This window comes from Pseudazoarcus pumilus (assembly GCF_002872475.1).
GTDB lineage: Bacteria > Pseudomonadota > Gammaproteobacteria > Burkholderiales > Rhodocyclaceae > Pseudazoarcus > Pseudazoarcus pumilus.
Map to the genome: position 1 here is coordinate 1,083,872 of NZ_CP025682.1, position 15,597 is coordinate 1,099,468.

Sequence of the window (15,597 nt, forward strand, 5' to 3'; positions counted from 1 at the left end):
CGGGTGAATCTCAAGACCAAATCCTCGCTTGCCGTGGTCGGCCTTCTGGTGCTGGTGTTCGGCGTCGGCATGGTGGTCCAGGACTACCTCATTCGCAACTCGCTCAAGCAGACCATCGCCGAGCAGCAGTTCGCCCTGGTGTCGCGCTTCGCCCACGAGGTCTCGGCCCGCGTGGGCGTGAGCCTGGGCACGCTCAAGCGGGTGGCCTCGGGCATCAACTTCGCGCAGGCCGACGATACCGAGCGTCTGCGCGACTACCTGTACGACAACCAGGGCGCGCTGGCGCTGTTCGACTCGCTGATCATCGTCAGTCCGGATCTCGTGGTGCTCGCCGACAATCCGCCGCGTTCGGGGCGTGTGGGCACGGACGTTTCCGCGCTCGAGCATCTGCAGCGGGTCAAGGCCACCGGTGGGCCGGCGCTCTCGAGCCCCTTCGTCGGGGTGGTCACCGGTCAGCCGCTGCTGGCCATGTCGGTGCCGGTGTTCGACTCGGTCGGGCGGCTGATCGCAATCGTGTCGGGCACGGTGGACATTCTCAGTCCGAGCTTTCTGGGCGGACTCAACCGCAGCAGTCCTGACCAGCCGGGGCAGTTCGTGCTGACCACGCGCGAGCGCACCACCATCGTCGGCGACAATACGCGTCTGATGCTCTCGAGCTGGGCCGAACCGGGCGTGATCGAATCCTTCGATCGCGCGCTGGCCGGCTGGGAAGGCACGGAGGAGGACATCGATGCGAGCGGGCGACGCATGCTGATGAGCTTCCGCTCGGTCGAGGGCACGGACTGGATCGCCGGGGTGATGTTGCCGGTCGAGGAGGCCTTCGAGCCCATCGTGCGCTCGCAGCGCATGGCCATGCTGATGCTGGTGATCGCCTCGGCGCTGGTCGGCCTGCTGGTGTGGTTCGCGATGCAGCGTTTCCTGCGTCCGCTGTTCGCCCTGCGCGACAACGTCGTCGCGCTGCGCTCCGACCCCAGTCACGGGCATCGGCTGCCCGTCGGGAAGGACGAGATCGGCGAGGTAGCGGGCGACTTCTACCGCCTGTTCGACGAACTGTCGAGTTCGCGCGCCGAAAGCGTGGCGCGCGCCGAGGAACTTCAGTCGGTGCTCGACGCCAGTCCGATCGCGATCGTCATGACGCGCAATCATGAGGTGGTACTCGTCAATCCGGCCTTCGAACGCATGTTCGCGTGCACGGCTGAGGAGGCGACGGGACAGACGCTGGAGCGTCATTTCGAGGATCACGCGGCCTTCATCGAGACCTGCCGCCGCATCGAAGCGGGGATCGAGGATGCCGAGGTGGTGCGCTTCGAGCAGCGTTTCATCGACCGCCGCGGGCAGTGGTTCTGGGCCAACGTCTACGTGCGCGCGCTCGATCCGGCGCGCCCCGAGCGCGGGCCGGTGATGCTCATCGAGGACATCAGCGAGCAAAAACTCAACGAGGAGCGCATCCGCCATCTGGCCGAACACGATCCGCTCACCGATCTGCCCAACCGCCTGCTGTTCAACGACCGCCTGTCGCAGGCGATCGCGCGCGCGCGCCGGGAGCACTCGCGCTTCGCGCTGCTGTTCGTCGATCTCGACCGATTCAAGAACATCAACGATTCGCTCGGCCACCACGTGGGCGACCAGTTGCTGCGCATCGTCGCCGAGCGCATCACCGCCAGCGTGCGCGAGTGCGACACGGTCAGCCGGCCTGGCGGCGACGAATTCACGCTGCTGCTCGCTGAACTGGGCGACCCGGAGGATGCCGCGCGCGTCGCCGAGAAGCTGCTGCAGGCGCTGGCCCTGCCATGCAGCATCGGCGGTCATCAGCTGATGGTCACCGCCAGCGTGGGGATCAGCCTGTATCCGGAAGACGGCGACGACATCCCGACGCTGATGCGCAACGCCGACGCCGCGATGTACCACAGCAAGGACGTCGGGCGGAACACCTACCAGTATTTCCGCGTTGAACTGAATGAGCGCGTTTTCGAGCGCATGTCGCTCGAAAACGCGTTGCGCCGCGCTCTCGAGGACAAGGATTTCGAGCTGCACTATCAGCCGCAGGTCGACAGCCGCAGCCGACGGCTGATCGGTGCCGAGGCGCTGCTGCGCTGGCGCGGTCCGGAGGGGGATCCGGTGCCGCCGTCACGCTTCATCCCGGTTGCGGAGGACGCGGGCCTGATTCTGGCCATCGGCGCCTGGGTGCTGGAGCAGGTCTGTCGCCAGAATCGTGCCTGGCAGGACGCGGGGCTGCCCGCAGTGCCGGTGGCGGTGAACATCTCGGCCCAGCAGTTTCGCCAGCCGCGTTTCGTCGACACGGTGGCTGCGGTGCTGAAGACCACCGGCCTGGCACCCGAGTGCCTGGAACTGGAACTGACCGAGAGCGTCATGCTCGATCCGGGCGAGCGCAACGTCGCGGTGCTGAGTGAGATCCGCGCGATGGGCGTACGCGTGGCGATCGACGACTTCGGCACGGGCTATTCGTCGCTGGCCTACCTCAAGCGGTTGCCCATCGACGCGCTCAAGATCGACCAGAGCTTCGTGCGCGACGTGGTGGTCGATGCCGACGACGCGGCCATCGTCGACGCCATCATCGGGCTGGCGCACACCATGCGTCTGCGCGTCATCGCCGAGGGCGTGGAGACCGAGGCGCAACTGGCCTTCCTGCAGAACTCCGGATGCAGCGAGATGCAGGGTTTCCTGTTCGCACGGCCGATGCCCGCGGAGGAGTTCGCGCTGTGGTGGCGCGAGCATTTCCAGTATTCGTGAGGCGGGCTCAGCCGTCGACCGGTTGTGGCGCGGGTCCGAGGGTGCAGCGATGAAAGCCGAAGCGGCCCGCGCGCCGGTCGTCGAAGTAGTGGCGCAGTGCCAGCGAGTTGGTGCGAAAGGCCAGTTCGTCCCAGGGGATCTCGTGCTCGGCGACCAGTGCGACTTCGAGCGATTCGTCGCCGGCCGCGTATTCGCTTCCGATCAGCCGCGCGCGGAAGATCAGGTGCACCTGGTTGATGTGGGGCACGTCGATGAGGGTGAACAGCTCGCTCACCTCGATGTGCGCGCAGGCTTCCTCGAGGGTCTCGCGCGCTGCGCCCTCGGCGGTGCTCTCCCCGTTTTCCATGAAGCCGGCGGGCAGGGTCCAGAAGCCGAGACGTGGTTCGATCGCGCGACGGCACAGCAGGACACGCTCGTTGTACTCGACGATCGCGCCGACGACGAGCTTGGGATTGACGTAATGGACGGTGTCGCAATTCGCGCAGACGTGGCGCGGCAGCGTGTCGCCGGCCGGAACACGCCAGTCTACCGGATGGGCGCAGTGAGAGCAGAACTTCATGCTTGGGGTGTCGAGCACAGGGTGGTGCGCCGATTCTATCGTGACCACGCGATTTGCGCGCGATGCCTGTCCACGGGGATAATCGCGACACGTCGGCATCGGGGTGCCGCATCTGGGCGCGGCCATGGTCGTGCGGGCATCTTATGGAATCGATTGGAAAAATGATTGCAGCCGGCCGCGGGCAGAGCGCATTCGAACTGCTGCATGCCTCCGGGCGTCTGCCATCCCCGAAAGGGGTCGCGACGCGCGTGATCCGCCTGACCAAGGAGGAGGAGGTCTCGCTGGCGGAACTTGCGCGCGTGATCGGCGGCGATCCGGCCTTCGTGGGGCGCGTCATCAAGGCCGCCAACGGACTCATCTCGCGTGGGCGCCGCCCGGTGGTGTCGGTTTCCGAGGCGCTGATGGTGCTCGGCATTCCGGCCATACGGGCGCTCGCCACCGGTTTCTCGCTGTTGTCCGAACATCGCAAGGGTGCCTGCCGAGCCTTCGACTACGAAGGCTACTGGTCGCATTCGCTGGCGCTCGCGCTGGGCATGCAGGCGGCTGTGGTGCATGGCCGGGCCGCGGCCAGCGATGAAGCCTTCAGCTTCGGCCTGCTGTTGCGCGTCGGCGAACTCGCGCTGGCCACCGCCTACCCGGAGGATTATGCCGGCGTGCTCGAAGGCGTTCAGGGTGGTGGCGCGGCGCTGCTCGAGCCCGAATGCGCCGCCTTCGCCATCCATCACGCCGATCTCGGTGCGGAAATGCTCGAGCACTGGGGCGTGCCCAAGTTCTTCACGCAGATCGCGAGACACTACGACGACGTCGATCGCCCGGTGTTCGACCCGGGCGGTCGCCAGGAGCGTCTGTTCGATGCGATGACGCTGGCCCGTGCCTTCGCCGACTTCTCCCTCGCGCCCGAGGGCGAACGCGTGACCTGCCTCGATCGCATGATCGAGCGCGGCGGCATGCTGGGCGTGGAGCGAGACGACATGGTCGCCGAAGCGGCGCGCATGTTCACGCTGTGGATCGAATGGATCGCGCTGCTCAAGCTCGATCCCCCCGTCTCGCGCCGTTTCCCCGACATCGACGTGCCAGCCGCGACCAGCCACGAGCGCCCTGGCGCTGTCGAGGGCGTGCGGCTCAAGTCAGAGCGCGAGCGCGAGCGCCTGGTTGTCGCCCGCTCTCCCGACAAGCCGGTGGTACTGATCGTCGACGCCGACGGGCCGGGTCGCCGCCGCGTGGCCCGCCTGCTCGCCGGCGAGGACTGCGCCATCGTCGAAACCGGCGACGTGCGCGGCGTGCTCGACTTCGCGCTGGAGTTGCAGCCGCACATGATGATTCTGGGCTGCGACGACGCCGGCGAGGAGGTCCTCGAAATGGTCCAGACGCTGCGCCGAACCAGCATCGGCCGCATCATGCACACGCTGTTGCGCGTGCGCGATGCGGATGACGACACGCTGGTCGCGCTGCTCGAGGCCGGCGGTGACGATGCCGTACCGATGTCCTGTGCCGATCGTCTGCTGCTCGCGCGCCTGCGCGCTGGCCTGCGGGAAGTCCGCCTGCAGCGCGAGCTCGAGCATGACCGCCAGGAGCTGCAGGGCTTCGCGGCCCAGCTCGCGATCACAAACCGGCGCCTGCACGACATGGCGCTGACCGATCCGCTCACCGGCTTGCGCAACCGGCGCTATGCGATGGACCGCATCGAACAGGAGTGGGCCGGAGCCGAACGCAGCGGACGCCCGCTCGCATGCATGGTGATCGATCTCGATTCACTCAAGGACATCAACGATTCGCTCGGCCACGAGGCTGGCGATTCCGCGCTGTGCCGCGTCGCGCAGGCGTTGAAGAAATCGCTGCGCGTACAGGACGTGCTGTGCCGTATCGGCGGCGACGAGTTCCTCGTGATCTGTCCGGGCGGCACGCTCTCGACCACGCTGACCTGCGCAGAGCGCGCGCGCCAGGCAGTGGAGGAGGCCATGCTGGAATTCGGCGGCAAGCGCGTCGCGCTGGCCGTGAGCATCGGCGTGGCCGAGCGCTGGCCGGAGATGGCCGACGCGAGCGAACTGGTCAAGCTTGCCGATCGCGGCGCGTATCTGGCCAAGCAGGGCGGACGCAACGCGGTGCAGTCGGTGCAGAAGCCGGGCTAGCCCGTTCGTTGGTCTGGCTTTGTGGTTTTTTTGCCAAGCGCATGTAACGCGGTTTGTAATTCGTAACAAACTACTTTAAGTTCGGCCCGTATCTGTTTGACCACGGCCGAAGCATGAAGCGGAGCGATTTTCAGGACGAAATCCGGGAGTTGAACATCGCCTATCTGATGCTGGCGCAGAAGATGCTGCGCGAGGATCGCGATACGGCAATGTTCCGCCTCGGCATCGGCGACGAGGTCGCCGACCTGATCGGCGGGCTGTCGAGCGCCCGTCTGGTGCGCATGGCGACCGGCCAGATGCTGTTGCCGGTGTTTCGCTTCGATGATGTCAAGCTGGCGGGCCTGCTGGCCGGGGAAGGGCGCGACGCCGCCAGTTCCAGCATCCACGCCGCGATCGTTGCAGCCGGCCGCCTGGCCGACGAGAACAACTGAGGGAAGTCCGGATGAAGAACAAGAGCGTGATTGCCGAGGCCGACGACGTGCGTCGCGCCATCGAGATGGTCAGCCTCGGAGCGCGCATGCAGATGCTCGAAGCCGAAACCCGGCTCAGCCGCGAGCGCCTGCTGCGCATCTACAAGGAGGTGCGCGGCGTCTCCCCACCGAAGGGCATGTTGCCGTTCTCCACCGACTGGTTCATGGCCTGGCAGCCCAATGTGCACGGCTCGCTGTTCATGGGTTTCCACCGCTTCTTCTCGGCCCGCAGCGGCGTGTCGCCGCTCGAGGCAGTACTCAAGGCCTATCACCTGTATCTCGACCACATCGATGCAGCGAGCCTCGAGCCGGTGCTGAGCATCACGCGCGCGTGGACCCTGGTGCGTTTCTTCGATGCCGACATGCTGCAGCTTGCGCCGTGCAGCGGCTGCAACGGACGTTACGTCGCCCATGCCTACGATCCGGTGCACGACTACACCTGCGGGCTGTGCAACATGCCCTCGCGTGCCGGCAAGGGGCGTGGCCGCGGCAAGGTCAGCCCGAACGCGCGCGCCGTGCGCGAGCGCGTCGCAAGCATGGATTGAAGTCGCGCACTGCGTCGACGCAACCAGACCGCCCGCGGGGCGGTTTTTTTTTGCCGCCGGGCCGCCTCACGAAAAAAAACGCCCCCTGGGGGAGCAGGGGTTTCGCGCAGCGGCGCTCCGCGCCTGCGGAACGAGCCGGCTGTGCAAAGCCGGCCCCTCGCGCCGCCCGCGCGAGCGGGCAAGCGTGGGGGTATTTTTCATGTCAAGTTTTGGTCCGATGCACCGTTACTTTAAGATACGCATTCCCTGTCCCTTCCGGATCGACGCGCTCGAGGTACGCTGGTGCTGCTAATCGTCGGATACATAGTCGTCCTGCTCGCGTCGATCGGCACCTACGCGATGCACGGCAGCCTGCTGGCCCTGTGGGTGCCGCTGGAATACCTCGCGATCTTCGGCCTGATGGTCGGCTCCTTCGTCGGCGGCAACTCGCCGCGTGCGATGAAGGCGACCCTCGGCGCGCTGCCCAGCGTGCTCAAGGGCGAGCGCTACAACAAGGCGCTGTACATGAACCTGCTGGGGCTCATGTACGAAGTTCTCGCCAAGGTGCGCAAGGAAGGCCTGATGGCGATCGAGGCCGATGTCGAGAATCCCGAGTCGAGTGCGCTGTTCGGCAAGTATCCGGACGTCATGGCCGATCACCATGCGGTCGAGTTCCTCACCGACTACCTGCGCATGATGGTGGGCGGCAACCTCAATGCCTTCGAGATCGAGGCGCTGATGGACGCCGAGATCGAGACCCATCACCACGAGGCCAAGGCGCCGGCCGACATCGTCGCCAAGATTGCCGACGGGCTGCCGGCCTTCGGCATCGTCGTGGCGGTCATGGGGGTGGTCAATGTCATGGGCTCGGTCGGCGAACCGCCGGCGGTGCTCGGCAAGATGCTCGCCGGCGCGCTGGTCGGCACTTTCCTCGGCATCCTGCTCTCCTACGGTTTCGTGCAGCCCATCGCGAGCCAGCTCGAGCAGCGTGCCGAAGCCGGCGCCAAGGTCTTTCAGTGCATCAAGGTCGTATTGCTGGCGAGCATGAACGGTTATGCGCCGCAGGTCGCCGTCGAGTTCGGTCGCAAGGTACTGCATTCGGCCGACCGGCCCGGTTTCCTCGAGCTCGAGGAAGACATCAAGAACCGGAAGAAGTCGGGATGACGGGCCGTGCGCCCGTCGTCCCGCGTGAGTCATGAGCGACGAGAACCAGCAGCCCATCGTCATCCGCCGCGTCAACAAGGGGCACGCGGCCCATCACGGTGGCGCGTGGAAGATCGCCTACGCGGACTTCGTCACCGCGATGATGGCCTTTTTCCTGATGATGTGGCTCCTCGGCTCGACCTCGGACGGTGACCTCAAGGGCATTGCCGATTTCTTCCAGAGCCCGCTGCGCGTGGCGCAACAGGGTGGCAGCGGTTCGGGGGACAGCTCCAGCATCATCCCCGGGGGCGGCGAAGACCTGTCGCGCGCGGTCGGTCAGGTCAAGCGTGGCGAGGTCGAGCCGCAGCGGCGCATGATCAACCTCGAGGCGGCGCGCGCGCGTCAGGCCGTGCCGGCCGAGGCCGATGGGCAGGAAACTCGCGAACGCGCGCGCCTGATCGACATGAAGGGGCGGCTCGAGGCGCTCATCGAGGCTACGCCCAACCTGCGCGCGTTCAAGAACCAGATCCTCATCGACATCACCTCCGAGGGCCTGCGCATCCAGCTCGTCGACGAGCAGAACCGGCCGATGTTCGACCTGTCGAGCGCCGAGCTGCGGCCACACACGCGCGAGTTGCTGCGCGCGATCGGGCGCGCGCTCAACGACCTGCCCAACCGGCTCAGCCTGTCGGGCCACACCGATGCCAAGCCCTTCCCGGACGGCGAGCGCGCCTTCTCGAACTGGGAGTTGTCGGCCAACCGCGCCAATGCCTCGCGCCGCGAACTGATCGCCGGTGGCCTGGATCCGTCCAAGATTGCGCGTGTGGTCGGGCATTCCGACACGATTCCGTTCAATCCGGAGGATGCTTTCGACCCGTCGAACCGCCGCATCAGTATCATCGTCATGAACAAGCGCACCGAAGAAGCGGTGCTCGGCGAGAACCCGACCTTCGATGTCGAGGCCGACCCGGGGCCAGACGATCCGGAAACCCTGCTCGAGCAGATCGGAAACGAAATTGAATAACACCGCCATGCTTCGCGGCATGGTCGCGGATGCTTCCAGGAAGAGCCGGCAATGAGCTTGCACGATCGTAATCCGGGGCCGCTGTCGGCCGTGCGTACTGCGCCGTCCGCGGTCCATGCCGCGCCACAGCCCGCGTCAGGGCGCGAGTTCGCGTTCTCGCTCGAGGACTTCGAGCGCATTCGCAAGCTCATTCATGATCATGTCGGCATCGCGCTCACGCCGGCCAAGCAGGACATGGTCTACAGCCGGCTCACGCGACGCCTGAGAATCTGCGGCGAGACCACCTTCGCCGGCTATCTGGCGCGGCTCGAGCGCGATCGGGTCGAGTGGGAGGCTTTCGTCAATTCGCTCACTACCAATCTGACCTCGTTCTTCCGCGAGTCGCACCACTTCGATCTGCTCACCGAGCAATTGCGCAAGATTGGCTCCGGGCGCCGCATCCAGATCTGGTGCTGTGCCGCTTCGACCGGCGAGGAGCCGTACTCGATCGCGATTGCCGCCTGCGAGGCCTTCCGATCGCTCGCCCCGCCGGTGTCCATCATCGCCAGCGACGTCAATACCGACGTGCTCGATGTGGCGCGGCGCGGCCATTACGAGCCGGATCGGGTAGCACGCATGTCGCCGACGCGCCTGCAGCAGTACTTCCAGCAGGAGGCCGGCGGCGCCTGGCGCATCCGGCCCGAACTGCAGCGGCTGGTGAGTTTTCGCACGATCAATCTGCTCGCTCCGCACTGGGGCCTGCGCGGTCCGCTCGACGCGATCTTCTGTCGCAACGTCATGATCTATTTCGACAAGCCCACGCAATACGCGATTCTCAAGCGCTTTGCGCCGCTGCTCGCACCCGACGGCGCCCTCTACGCCGGGCATTCGGAGAGCTTCCAGCACGCCTCGGACCTGTTCCGGCTGGTCGGGCGCACCGTGTATCGACCGGTGGGCTGAACGCATGCAGGAGGAAGCACCCGGCGCCAGGCGCGGCAATGTTCGCACCCATCTGTGCATCGGTGCGTCGACCGGTGGTACCGAGGCGGTCAAGGTCGTGCTGCAGGCTCTGCCGCCATCGGCCCCGCCGGTGCTCATCGTGCAGCACATGCCGGAGCTGTTTACGGTCACCTTCGCCCGGCGTCTGGACAGCATCTGCGCGATTCGCGTCAAGGAGGCCGAGGACGGCGAACGCCTGTGCCGCGGCACGGCCTACATCGCGCCGGGGCATTCGCACCTGTCGCTGCGCGCCGCCGGCAAGGAGATGGTGTGTTCGCTGAGCCGCTCGGATCCGGTCAATCGGCACCGGCCTTCGGTCGACGTGCTGTTCCGTTCGGCGGCCGAACGCCTCGGGCCGGCGGCCGTGGGCGTGCTGCTCACCGGCATGGGCAAGGACGGTGCCGACGGCCTGCTGGCGATGCGCCGCGCCGGCGCGTGGACGATTGCCCAGGACGAGGGCTCCTGCGTGGTCTATGGCATGCCGCGCGAGGCGGTGATGATCGGCGCGGCAATCGAGGTGTTGCCGCTCGACGAGATCGCCGCGCATGCGCTGCGCCAGTTCGGTCTGCCCGGCGTGACACAATCGGCTAAAGAATTCGGTAACACCAACCGTTAGAGGGACTGACACGGCGGTTCGATCCTCCGCCCGGGCCACCGCCGGCCCGGATGTGGAGAGGACGGACCCGACCGCGCAGCGCGGAGAGAGCAATGTCCAATCTGTTCAGCAACATCGAGGCGCGTACGCGCCTGGCCGGCACCAACAAGCTCGAGATCCTGCTCTTCACGCTGGGTCACGACGCGCATACCGGGCGCAAGGAGACCTTCGGCATCAATGTCTTCAAGGTGCGCGAGGTCATGCGCACGCCCGAGATCACGGCCGCGCCCGAGATGCCCGACTGCGTGGAGGGCATGGTCAGCCTGCGCGGCACGCTGGTGCCGGTGGTCGATCTGGCCAAGTACGTTGGCATCGATCCGACGACGCCGCGCGGCATCATGATCGTGACCGAATACAACGGGCACACGCAGGGCTTCCTGGTCGAGGCGGTCGATACCATCCTGCGCCTGGACTGGGCGCAGATGCGCGTGCCACCGGAGATGCTCACCGCGAAGATGGGCGGGCTGGTCACGGCCATCACGGAGTTGCCCGATGGCCGTCTGGTGATGATGCTCGACGTCGAGAAGGTGCTCTCCGAAACCGCGCAATACGACGAATCGATGGCCTTCAGCAATATCGAGCCGGTCGAGGACGAGCGCATGGTGGTGTTTGCCGACGACTCGGCCGTCGCGCGAGGCCAGATCGAGCGCACCCTCAAGGCGCTCGACCTGCGCTACGTCGGCGCGATCAACGGCCGTCGCGCGCTCGACGAACTGCAGCGCATCGCCGCCCACGCGCAGGCCGCCGGCAAGAGCGTGCGCGAGATGGTCAGCGTGATCCTCACCGACGTCGAGATGCCCGAGATGGACGGCTACATCCTGACCAAGACGATCAAGTCGGACAGCCGTTTCGCAGGCATTCCGATCGTGATGCATTCGTCGCTGTCGGGCATGTCCAACCAGACCCTGGGCAAGTCCGTCGGTGTCGACGAGTACGTGTCCAAGTTCGAGCCGCAGCGTCTGGCCTCGACGCTGCGCCGCATGATCGACGAGAGTCGCCCCGTGCGTCAGGAACACAAGTGAGGAAGCGTCATGTCTGAAGTCAATTCCACGCACAGCGGACTGTTCGACAGCGTCGACGCGCGCACCAGCCTGGCCGGCTCCAACCGCATGGAGATCCTGCTGTTCTCGCTCGGTACCGGGGAGACCTTCGGCATCAACGTGTTCAAGGTGCGCGAAGTCTCGGCCACGCCGTTCATCACGCCCTCGCCGAACATGCCGGCCGGCGTCGAGGGGCTGATCTCGCTGCGCGGCAACGTCATCCCGGTGCTCTCGCTGGCCAAGATCATGGGGCTGGCGCATGTCGACGCCGAGCTGGGGGGCTCGATGATGGTCACCGAATACAGCAAGCGCACGCTGGGCTTTCTGGTGCACGACGTCGATCGCATCGTGCGCGTCGAATGGGACCGCGTGCGCGCGCCCGACAACGTCTCCAGCCACGGCAACAACTACATCACCGCGATCACCGAACTCGAGGACGGCACGCTGGTATCCATCGTCGACGTCGAGACGGTGCTCGCGGCGACCTTCGGCGAGGCGGTGGTCGGCGCCATCCACCCGATCCACGGCGGACACAATCGTAACGTGTTCTTCGTCGACGACTCGACGGTGGCGCGGCGCAAGATCAGCGAAGTGCTCGACAAGCTCGGGGTCAAGCACAAGCATGCGGTCAACGGCCTGGAGGCCTGGAACCGGCTCGACAACATGGCCACGCACGCCGAACAGACCGGCCGTCACGTCGGCGAGGAGGTCGACGTCATCCTGGTCGATGCCGAGATGCCCGAGATGGATGGTTACGTACTGACGCGTCGCATCAAGACCGATGCGCGCTTCGAGGGCATTCCGGTGGTGATGCACTCGTCGCTGTCCTCGCAGGCCAACCGGGCGATGGGCAAACAGGTCGGGGTGGATGTGTACGTGGCAAAATTCGACGCCGACGCCCTGGCCGAAACCCTGCGCCCCCTGCTGGCGCGCGGGCACTGACGGGCCGGGCCGGCTGCGGAAACTACGGAGAAGCGAATGTCTGACCCCAAGATGAAATTCCTCGTCGTCGACGATTTTTCGACGATGCGGCGCATCGTGCGCAATCTGCTCAAGGAGCTGGGCTACACCAACGTCGACGAGGCCGAGGACGGCGTGGTGGCGCTGCAGAAGCTCGACGGCGGTGGTTTCGATTTCGTCGTCACCGACTGGAACATGCCCAACATGGACGGCCTGACGCTGCTGCAGAGCATCCGCAAGGCGCCCGCGCTCAAGCACCTGCCGGTGCTGATGGTCACGGCCGAGGCCAAGAAGGAGAACATCATCGCTGCCGCCCAGGCCGGTGCCAGCGGTTACATCGTCAAGCCCTTCACGGCAGCGACGATGGCCGAGAAGCTGCAGAAGATCTTCGATCGCATGGAACAGTGATTCACCGCTCCGCATTGAGTGATCGAGCAAGGTAGGGGATGAGATGACCAAGAAGCACAAAATCGACGAGGCCGGGGACAACGACGAACTGCAGGAGCTGTTCGACAGCATCGCTGCGGACGCCGGGCGCGACCAGGCCGCCGCGTCCGCGCCGGCTGCAGCACCCGCAGCCGCGGCCAGTGGCGACGATCCGGACCTGCAGGCGCTGTTCGACGAGGTCGCGTCGAGCTACGAGCCGCAGGCTGCGTCCCTGGACGAGGCCGCACCGCTGCGGGCTGGCGCGCGCGAGGCCGAGGGCGACGAGGTGTTCAGCAAGATCGGCCACATGACGCGCCAGGTGCATGACACGCTGCGCGCGCTCGGGCTCGACAGCGAGTCCCTGTCGGATGCGGTGCAGGGCATTCCGGACGCGCGCCAGCGACTGACCTACATCGCCCACATGACCGAACAGGCAGCCTCGCGTGTGCTCAACGCCACCGACCAGGCCAAGCCGGTGCAGGACAAGCTGCAGAACGACGCCGAGATGCTGCAGGCGCGTTGGGACCGGCTCTTCGCCAACGACCTGTCGGTCGAGGAGTTCAAGCTGCTCGCGAGCGAGACGCGCGAGTTCATTGGCGACGTGCGCACCGGCAGCGAGGCGACCAACGCCCAGCTGATGGAAATCATGATGGCGCAGGACTTCCAGGATCTGACCGGGCAGGTCATCAAGAAGGTCGTCGATCTGGCCCAGGCGCTGGAGGCCGAGCTGCTGCAACTGCTGCTCGAGACCATGCCCGAAGACCGGCGTCCGGCGGCCAAGGGCGACGGGCTGATGAACGGTCCGGTCATCGACAGCAAGCGCAGCGACGTGGTCAATACCCAGGAGCAGGTCGACGACCTGCTTGACAGCCTCGGCTTCTGAGCAAGCGGGGTCGTGTGGTCCGGGGCGAGTGCATCGGGCGCAAACATTGAAGCGAGACGATCATGAGTGATTTCGCGGGAATGGAAGATCTGCTGCAGGACTTCCTGGTCGAGGCCGGGGATTTGCTGTCGGGCGTCGACAACAAGCTCGTCGATCTCGAACGCGCGCCCGACGACAAGGGCCTGCTCAACGACATCTTCCGGGGCTTTCACACCATCAAGGGCGGCGCGGGCTTTCTCAACGCCACCGAGCTGGTGGCCCTGTGCCATCTGACCGAGAACCTGTTCGACAAGCTGCGCAACGGCGAGCTGGCGCTGACCTCGGAGATCATGGACGCGATCCTCGACGCAACCGCGACCATCCGCCAGATGTTCAGCCAGCTCGAACAAGGCGTGCAGCCTTCGGCGGCCGACCCGACCTTGATGGAGCGCCTGTCACTGGCGATCGAAGGCAAGGTCGAGGCGGTCGCGGCGGTGGCCCAGGCTGCCGATCCCGCAGCAGGCAAGGGCGATGCCGCCGCCGCGGGCGACAAAAGCGCCGATTCAGGCGCCGGCCCCGACTGGGAACTGCTGCATGCCGCCGCGACGGGCGGGGATGTGGCCGCAACGCTGCCGGCGAGGCCGGATGAGGTCAAGTCCGAGGAGGAAGTCATCAAGCAGGCGCTGGGCCGGCGCGCGACCGACCGCCCGGGCGGAGCGGGCCCCAGTGGCCGTCGCGAGACCGAGCGCCAGCGGGATACCTCGATCCGCGTCGACACCGCACGGCTCGACCAGGTGCTCAACCTGTCCGGCGAGATCGGTCTGACCAAGAACCGTCTGAACGCCCTGCGCAGCGACATCCTGTCGGGGCGCACCGACAACGAGACGCTGCATGCGCTCGACCTGGCGGTGAGCCAGCTCGATCTGCTCGTGTCCGACCTGCAGAACGCGGTCATGAAGACGCGCATGCAGCCCATCGGTCGCCTGTTCCAGAAGTATCCGCGCATCGCACGCGATCTGGCACGCAACCTCGGCAAGGACGTCGAGCTCGAACTGGTCGGCGAGGAAACCGAGATCGACAAGACCATGATCGAGGATCTGGGCGACCCCATCATCCACCTGATCCGCAACGCCGTGGACCATGGCGTCGAGGATCCGGCCGAGCGGCGCGCCAACGGCAAGCCGGCCAAGTCGGTGGTGCGCCTGGAGGCGCGTCAGGAAGGCGATCACATCGTCATCATCGTCGCCGACGACGGGCGCGGCATGAGCGCCGAGCGCCTGCGCGCCAAGGCGCTGGAGAAGGGCCTGATCACCGACGAGGAGGCCAGCTCGCTCGACGAGCGCCAGAGCTACAATCTGATCTTCCTGCCCGGCTTCTCGACCATGACGGAAATCTCCGACGTATCGGGTCGTGGGGTCGGCATGGACGTGGTGCGCACCAACATCCAGAAGCTCAACGGCAGCATCGAGATCACCTCGCAGGCGGCCAAGGGCACGAGCTTCGTGATCAGCCTGCCGCTTACGCTGGCGATCCTGCCGGTGCTGCTGGTGCGCCTGGGCGATCAGCCCTTCGCGGTGCCGCTGTCGATGGTGCGCGAGATCCTGCCGATTGCCGAGGACGACATCCGCGAGGTCGGCGGACGCGCTACCATGGTCATCCGCGGCGAAGTCCTGCCGGTGCTGCCGCTGGTCGGGCTGCTCGGCTGGCCGCTGAAGAATCGCCCGCAGTACGGCGTGTTGATGCAGACGGCGGAGCTGTCCTTCATCCTGGCGGTGGATACCTTCGCCGGCCGCGAGGATGCGGTGATCAAGTCGCTCGACGACTTCCGCCCCAAGGGCGTGGCCGGTGTCACGACGCTGGCCAACGGCCAGATCGTGCTGATTCTCGACATGAAGGAACTGCTCAGCAGCGCGGGCGACCAGCGTGGCATCTCGCGCAAGTTGTTGATCGCGGCCAAGGCCGACAAGAACGCGCCCAAGCTCACCGCGCTGGCCGCGAACGCGAGCTGACCGGCTCGCCTGCCCGACGCCGCAAAATGAAAGGGCCCCGCGGGGCCCTTTCGCATTTGTGTTTGCG

14 protein-coding genes are annotated in these 15,597 nt (G+C 66.2%); 13 read left to right on the top strand and 1 reads right to left on the bottom strand.

Annotated elements, in window-relative coordinates; all coding sequences use genetic code 11:
- Positions 1-3: 3 nt before the first annotated feature.
- Positions 4-2,751: a bifunctional diguanylate cyclase/phosphodiesterase gene (locus C0099_RS05215; protein WP_102246457.1), complete on the top strand. Its 2,748-nt coding sequence runs from the start codon at positions 4-6 to the stop codon at positions 2,749-2,751.
- Between the two features lie 7 nt (positions 2,752-2,758).
- On the opposite strand, the gene C0099_RS05220 is transcribed toward C0099_RS05215, so the two are convergent.
- Positions 2,759-3,310: an NUDIX hydrolase gene (locus tag C0099_RS05220; RefSeq protein WP_102246458.1), complete on the bottom strand. Its 552-nt coding sequence runs from the start codon at positions 3,308-3,310 to the stop codon at positions 2,759-2,761.
- Positions 3,311-3,471: 161 nt separating this feature from the next.
- On the opposite strand from C0099_RS05220, the gene C0099_RS05225 reads away from it, so the two are divergent.
- From C0099_RS05225 to C0099_RS05280, 12 genes are all read left to right on the top strand, one after another.
- Entirely contained in the window at positions 3,472-5,439 is a 1,968-nt protein-coding gene (locus tag C0099_RS05225; RefSeq protein ID WP_164084875.1) for a GGDEF domain-containing response regulator, read from the top strand.
- A gap of 113 nt (positions 5,440-5,552) precedes the next feature.
- Positions 5,553-5,870, top strand: coding sequence for a flagellar transcriptional regulator FlhD (gene flhD, locus C0099_RS05230; protein ID WP_102246460.1), 318 nt, complete (start codon positions 5,553-5,555; stop codon positions 5,868-5,870).
- A gap of 11 nt (positions 5,871-5,881) precedes the next feature.
- Positions 5,882-6,454, top strand: coding sequence for a flagellar transcriptional regulator FlhC (flhC, locus tag C0099_RS05235; RefSeq protein ID WP_102246461.1), 573 nt, complete (start codon positions 5,882-5,884; stop codon positions 6,452-6,454).
- Between the two features lie 282 nt (positions 6,455-6,736).
- Positions 6,737-7,597, top strand: coding sequence for a flagellar motor stator protein MotA (gene motA, locus C0099_RS05240; RefSeq protein ID WP_102246462.1), 861 nt, complete (start codon positions 6,737-6,739; stop codon positions 7,595-7,597).
- Positions 7,598-7,628: 31 nt separating this feature from the next.
- Complete coding sequence (gene motB, locus C0099_RS05245) at positions 7,629-8,600, top strand: flagellar motor protein MotB (protein WP_102246463.1); 972 nt, start codon at positions 7,629-7,631, stop codon at positions 8,598-8,600.
- Positions 8,601-8,651: 51 nt separating this feature from the next.
- The gene (locus tag C0099_RS05250; protein ID WP_102246464.1) at positions 8,652-9,539 is read left to right on the top strand and encodes a CheR family methyltransferase; all 888 of its coding nucleotides are present in this window, start codon (positions 8,652-8,654) and stop codon (positions 9,537-9,539) included.
- 4 nt (positions 9,540-9,543) lie between these two features.
- On the top strand, positions 9,544-10,194 hold the full coding sequence (locus tag C0099_RS05255; RefSeq protein ID WP_102246465.1) for a CheB methylesterase domain-containing protein: 651 nt from the start codon (positions 9,544-9,546) through the stop codon (positions 10,192-10,194).
- 92 nt (positions 10,195-10,286) lie between these two features.
- Positions 10,287-11,255, top strand: coding sequence for a chemotaxis protein (locus tag C0099_RS05260; protein WP_102246466.1), 969 nt, complete (start codon positions 10,287-10,289; stop codon positions 11,253-11,255).
- A 9-nt stretch (positions 11,256-11,264) separates the two neighbouring features.
- A complete protein-coding gene (locus C0099_RS05265; protein WP_102246467.1) occupies positions 11,265-12,215 on the top strand; it encodes a chemotaxis protein in 951 nt (316 codons plus the stop codon).
- 36 nt (positions 12,216-12,251) lie between these two features.
- Entirely contained in the window at positions 12,252-12,641 is a 390-nt protein-coding gene (gene cheY / locus C0099_RS05270; RefSeq protein ID WP_102246468.1) for a chemotaxis response regulator CheY, read from the top strand.
- Between the two features lie 43 nt (positions 12,642-12,684).
- On the top strand, positions 12,685-13,542 hold the full coding sequence (gene cheZ, locus C0099_RS05275; RefSeq protein WP_102246469.1) for a protein phosphatase CheZ: 858 nt from the start codon (positions 12,685-12,687) through the stop codon (positions 13,540-13,542).
- A 62-nt stretch (positions 13,543-13,604) separates the two neighbouring features.
- Positions 13,605-15,530 carry a chemotaxis protein CheA gene (locus tag C0099_RS05280; protein ID WP_199797654.1) on the top strand — a complete coding sequence of 642 codons (1,926 nt, stop codon included), beginning with the start codon at positions 13,605-13,607 and terminating at the stop codon, positions 15,528-15,530.
- Positions 15,531-15,597: the final 67 nt, after the last annotated feature.

What these genes read in the sequence shown, in the direction of transcription:
- C0099_RS05225 (WP_164084875.1), top strand. Translation starts at nt 3,472, where the DNA reads ATGATTGCAGCCGGCCGCGGGCAGAGCGCATTCGAACTGCTGCATGCC.
- flhC (WP_102246461.1), top strand. Translation starts at nt 5,882, where the DNA reads ATGAAGAACAAGAGCGTGATTGCCGAGGCCGACGACGTGCGTCGCGCC.
- cheY (WP_102246468.1), top strand. Translation starts at nt 12,252, where the DNA reads ATGTCTGACCCCAAGATGAAATTCCTCGTCGTCGACGATTTTTCGACG.
- C0099_RS05260 (WP_102246466.1), top strand. Translation starts at nt 10,287, where the DNA reads ATGTCCAATCTGTTCAGCAACATCGAGGCGCGTACGCGCCTGGCCGGC.
- flhD (WP_102246460.1), top strand. Translation starts at nt 5,553, where the DNA reads ATGAAGCGGAGCGATTTTCAGGACGAAATCCGGGAGTTGAACATCGCC.
- C0099_RS05280 (WP_199797654.1), top strand. Translation starts at nt 13,605, where the DNA reads ATGAGTGATTTCGCGGGAATGGAAGATCTGCTGCAGGACTTCCTGGTC.
- C0099_RS05265 (WP_102246467.1), top strand. Translation starts at nt 11,265, where the DNA reads ATGTCTGAAGTCAATTCCACGCACAGCGGACTGTTCGACAGCGTCGAC.
- C0099_RS05255 (WP_102246465.1), top strand. Translation starts at nt 9,544, where the DNA reads ATGCAGGAGGAAGCACCCGGCGCCAGGCGCGGCAATGTTCGCACCCAT.
- cheZ (WP_102246469.1), top strand. Translation starts at nt 12,685, where the DNA reads ATGACCAAGAAGCACAAAATCGACGAGGCCGGGGACAACGACGAACTG.
- C0099_RS05250 (WP_102246464.1), top strand. Translation starts at nt 8,652, where the DNA reads ATGAGCTTGCACGATCGTAATCCGGGGCCGCTGTCGGCCGTGCGTACT.
- C0099_RS05220 (WP_102246458.1), bottom strand. Translation starts at nt 3,310, where the DNA reads ATGAAGTTCTGCTCTCACTGCGCCCATCCGGTAGACTGGCGTGTTCCG.
- motB (WP_102246463.1), top strand. Translation starts at nt 7,629, where the DNA reads ATGAGCGACGAGAACCAGCAGCCCATCGTCATCCGCCGCGTCAACAAG.